Source organism: Pseudactinotalea sp. (assembly GCF_048594945.1).
In the GTDB taxonomy this organism is placed as follows: Bacteria; Actinomycetota; Actinomycetes; order Actinomycetales; family Beutenbergiaceae; genus Pseudactinotalea.
In genome coordinates, this window is the sequence record NZ_JBMDXJ010000040.1 from 1 (window position 1) to 4,141 (window position 4,141).

Below are 4,141 nucleotides of genomic sequence, written 5' to 3' on the forward strand. Positions count from 1 at the left end.
GCCGTGGCCGCGGCGGCCCCGGGTACGTCGAACAGGCCGGCGTCGTCGCTCACTCCGTCGGTGCCTCCGCAGTCCTGGGCGGCGCGTCGACGCCGGCCTCCTTGCGCTGCTCCGGCGTGATCGGCGCCGGGGCGGCGGTGAGGGGGTCGTAGCCGCCGCCGGTCTTGGGGAACGCGATCACGTCCCGGATCGAGTCGGTGTCGCTGAGCAGCGCGCAGATCCGGTCCCAGCCGAAGGCGATGCCACCGTGCGGCGGGGCGCCGAACCTGAAGGCGTCGAGCAGGAAGCCGAACTTCTCCTGCGCTTCCTCCTCGCCGAGGCCCATCACGGAGAAGACCCGCTTCTGGACCTCCTCGCGGTGGATACGGATCGACCCGCCGCCGATCTCGTTGCCGTTGCAGACGATGTCGTAGGCGTAGGACAGCGCGTTCGCAGGGTCCTCCTCGAACCGGTCGATCCAGTCCGGGTTGGGTGAGGTGAACGCGTGGTGCGTCGCGGTCCACGCACCGCCACCCACGGCCACGTCGTCGTCCTCGCCCACCGGCTTGAACAGCGGCGCGTCCACGACCCACACGAACGACCAGGCATCCTCGTCGATCAGGCCGACCCGGCGGCCGATCTCCAGCCGCACCGCACCGAGCAGCGCACGCGCACCGGAAGCCGCACCGGCGGCGAAGAAGATGCAGTCGCCCGGGTTCGCGCCCGCCGCCTCGACCAGGCCGGCCCGCTCGGCGTCGGACAGGTTCTTCGCAACGGGCCCGGACAGCTCGCCGTCCTCACCCACGAGCACATAGGCCAGCCCTCTGGCGCCGCGCTGCTTGGCGAACTCCTGCCACGCGTCGAGCGTGCGCCGCGGCTGGTCGGCGCCGCCTGGCATCACCACGGCACCCACGTACGGCGCCTGGAACACCCGGAACGGGGTGTCCGAGAAGTAGTCGGTCAGCTCGACCAGCTCGACGCCGAACCGCAGGTCGGGCTTGTCGCTCCCGTACCTGGTCATCGCCTCCGCGTACGTCCTGCGGGCGATCGGGCGCGGGATCTCGACGTCGATCAGCCGCCAGAGCGAGGCCACCACCTCTTCGGCGACGGCGATCACGTCGTCCTGCTCCACGAAGCTCATCTCGACGTCCAGCTGGGTGAACTCGGGCTGCCGGTCGGCGCGGAAGTCCTCGTCGCGGTAGCAGCGTGCGATCTGGTAGTACCGCTCCAGGCCGCCGACCATGAGGAGCTGCTTGAAGAGCTGTGGGCTCTGCGGCAGCGCGTACCAGGACCCGGGGGCGAGCCGCGCCGGCACGAGGAAGTCACGTGCACCCTCGGGCGTGGACCGCGTGAGCGTGGGGGTCTCGACCTCCACGAACCCCTGGTCGTCCAGCACGCGTCGCGCGGCCTGGTTGACCTTCGCGCGCAACCGGATCGCGTGGGCGGGCGCGGGGCGCCGCAGGTCGAGGTAGCGGTACTTCAGGCGGGTCTCCTCGCCGACCACCCCGGACTCCTCGGAGGCTCCGGTGGAGACCTGGAAGGGCAGCGCGGCGGCCGGGTTGAGGACGACGACGTCGGTCGCGATGACCTCGATCTCACCGGTGGCCAGGGCCGGGTTCTCGTTGCCCTCCGGACGCTTGCTGATCTCACCGGTCACCTGCAGCACGAACTCCGAGCGGAGCGGGTGCGCCACCTCCTCGTCGCGGATGACCACCTGGGCGATGCCCGAGGCGTCTCGCAGGTCCACGAACGCCACACCGCCGTGATCGCGCCGGCGGTCCACCCACCCGGTCAGGGTGACAGTGGTGCCGATGTCGCCGGCGCGGAGTGCGCCTGCGTTGTGGGTTCGGAGCACGAGCAGGGGGTCCCTTCGTGGGTGACGGACGGCTAGGCAGCCGGGTGGTGCCGGCGCCCGGCCGATCCTACTTCCCCTGAGCCAGGGCAATACCTTCGGCGAAGGCGCGTGCGTGCGCCACACGCGAGGCGAGCGGCGAGAGCACCGAGCTCTGCGCCGTCGCCGTAATCGAGCGCCGCAGTGCCGCTCGGGTACGCGCGGCACGGCGCCGGGCTCCCAGCCGTGCCGCCAGACCGGAGAGCAGCGCCACGAGGATGCCGAGCACGGCGCCGCCCACGAGCAATGCGGTGGGCCACGGGATCGCCGGGAACGCCGGCAGCGGCGGGTCAGCCGGCACAGGACCGATCTGCGGCACCCAGGGTGCGTCGATGCGCAGGTACCCGAGCAGTGCGTACACGCCCAGCCACAGAGCGCCGGTGAGGAAGGTCGCGAACACCAGCCACTGCAGCACGCCGATCAGGCCGAACCAGCGCGGGTCGCGCCGGCCGGCGAGCTCGGTGCGGACCACGGCCTGGTCGAGCTCGTCCGGCAGCGCGGCGCCGACGTCGGTCGCGCCCGCGCGGATGTGCGAGCGCCACGGCTCCGAGGCGTCGCCGGCTGCCGCGTCACCGAGCGCGCGCAGCGCCGTGTGTACCTGGGCCTTCTGGACCGGCGAGGGCGCCGGCACCGAGGATGCGGTCAGCACGGGCTGCCCCTCCTCCGTGGCGACGGAGCGATCCAGGTGCAGCCGACGCAGCGGGTCGGCTCGGAACCGGCCCAGCCAGCGTACCAACGGCCAGCCGGTGCGGCGGCGTGCCCGGTAGCGGAAGGACGCGCCGACTGCGTCCGCCACCCGGTCGACTCCCGCGGCGGCGGACAGCGCCGTCACCAGCGTGCGCTCGGCGCTGCCGGGCAACTGGGGCACGGCGTCGACGTGGTACGCGTCGTCGAGCGCGTCGGCCACGGTTGCGACGTCGGCCGACAGGCGTGCTTCGGCCGCGCGTCGCTTCCGCACCAGCTCGGCGATCGTCCGGCGCACCTCGTCCAGCCCCTCGCCGGTGCGGGCTGAGACGCCGAGCACACGGGCTCGGCGCAGCCCGTCGTCGGCGAGCCGGTGCTTGAGGTCCGCGAGCACGGGGGCGCGGTCGGCCTCCGCGAGCCGGTCGATCTGGTTGAGCAGCACCACCGTGACCTCGGCGTGCCGCGCCATCGGGCGGAGGAACTCGGCATGCACCACGGCGTCGGCGTACTTCTGCGGATCCAGCACCCAGACCAGCACGTCCACGGTCTTCGCGAGCCGCTCGGCGCGGCGCCGGTGCTCCGGGTCCACCGAGTCGATGTCGGGGAGATCGAGCAGCACGAGACCGCTGACGGACGCGGCCTCGGACCACGCACCGGGACCCGCCGTCACCTCGTGGCGCCGGTCGACCTCGAGCCAGTCGAGCAACGGCCGCACGGTGTGAGCCTCGACGCCGTCACCGGGCCAGATCACGCCCGAGGGGTGGGACGTCGTCGGACGCCTCGCTCCTACGGTGGCGAGCTCCGTGTCCGTGAGCGCGTTGAGCAGCGAGGACTTGCCGCTCCCGGTCGTGCCGGCGAGAGCCACCACGGTGTGCGCCGCGGACAGCTCCCGGCGGCGGCCGACATTGGCGAGCACCTCGCGTGCGCGGTCGCGCGCTTGTCCTGCTGCCACGGCGGACGCGGGAAGCGCCTCGAGCGTCTCGACCGCCTGTCGGAGCCCGTCCAGCCGCTGGCTGAGATCCGCCCGGTGCCGCGCCCTCATCGGGCGGACACCTCGGCAAGCACGGCCTGCGCGGCAGCACGAAGCTCGTCCGCGGACGTGCTGTCCTCCTCCAGCAGGTCGAGGAACCGTTGCTTCTCCGAGTCCAGCAGCCGGTCGACCCGCGCGAGGAGGTCCTCGCGGACCGACCTGGTCAGACGCCGCACGCCGTCCTCACCGAAGATCGCTTCGAGCAACCGCTGCGCTACCACCGCCGTGCCGCCCGCGATCGCGATCTCCGCGCCCATGAGCCCGCCGGTGGCGGAGAACGCCAGGATCATCAGCACCACCCCGATCCCGTTCACACCGAACGCCAGGATGCGGGCGCTCGTGCGCTTGCCCTGCCCCTCGGTGCGGACCAGGTCGAGGATGAACCGCTGCCAATCGCGGATCGTGGTGGCGGCGCGCTCGGAGAACCCCTCGCTCGCACGGTCCCAGCTGCGTCCCTGCAGCAACGCACGCCCGGCGCTGTCGGACCGGAACGTCTGCTGCGCCCGTTCGGCGGCGGCGTCCGCCTCCGCGACCAGCACCGCGTGCAGTCCGTCACC

General features: G+C 72.8%; 2 protein-coding genes and 1 pseudogene. All 3 read right to left on the reverse strand.

Annotated features, from left to right (window positions below; translation table 11 throughout):
- Positions 1–49 precede the first annotated feature (49 nt).
- Positions 50–1,834 (reverse strand): aspartate--tRNA ligase, encoded by a 1,785-nt coding sequence (gene aspS / locus ACOJSN_RS01925; protein WP_420110821.1) that lies wholly within the window; start codon positions 1,832–1,834, stop codon positions 50–52.
- A 67-nt stretch (positions 1,835–1,901) separates the two neighbouring features.
- A complete protein-coding gene (locus tag ACOJSN_RS01930; protein WP_420110822.1) occupies positions 1,902–3,596 on the reverse strand; it encodes a GTPase in 1,695 nt (564 codons plus the stop codon).
- Positions 3,593–4,141: pseudogene (locus ACOJSN_RS01935) on the reverse strand (ABC transporter); the annotation flags it as partial. The pseudogene ACOJSN_RS01935 and the gene ACOJSN_RS01930, both read right to left, overlap by 4 nt.